Origin of the sequence: Parashewanella curva (genome assembly GCF_003675895.1) — a bacterium.
Taxonomy (GTDB): Bacteria; Pseudomonadota; Gammaproteobacteria; order Enterobacterales; family Shewanellaceae; genus Parashewanella; species Parashewanella curva.
On record NZ_ML014980.1, the window covers coordinates 1 to 510 of the forward strand.

A 510-nucleotide genomic window follows, 5' to 3' on the forward strand; every position below is an offset into this window, starting at 1 on the left:
AATTTTTTATTGTCCGTTTTATTGTACCCAGACTGCATTCTTTACCTGTTGAATTCTGTAGAAGAGACTGTGCTCTTTTGAGTTGATGAGGCTCTTCATCGACAAATGATTTTAAGAGTAAAGCTTCCTCTTGAGAGTAAATGCTAGGTCGGCCTGAACGTTTGTCATCAAATAAACTTGAGATACCTTGCTCGTACCAAGCTGTAATCCAGTTTGATATCGTAACTTCACAAACTTCGAAAATGTCAGCTATCTGTTTAATTGAAAACTTCTTATTACTTAACAGGAATGCGTGTGCTCTTGTTCTACTGCGATGCTTGGGATGATGCGCTACAGCTTCTTTCAATGTTTCAATTTCAAACTCTGACAGTGCTACGACTCTTTTCATGATAACTCTCTAAATTGAGATAAAGCTGTTTTTAGGGTACTAAAGTCTAAAATGAAAATTTATGAGGAACTGCAAAATTCTTAGAAGTTTTGTGATTTAAAAAACTTTTAGTCGGCTACTTA

At 35.5% G+C, this 510-nt stretch carries 1 protein-coding gene; it reads right to left on the reverse strand.

Features of this window, described 5'->3' with window-relative positions; all coding sequences use genetic code 11:
- On the reverse strand, positions 1–388 hold a 388-nt coding region (locus D5018_RS21525; RefSeq protein WP_133309383.1), incomplete at its 3' end, for a helix-turn-helix domain-containing protein.
- Between the last annotated feature and the right edge of the window lie 122 nt (positions 389–510).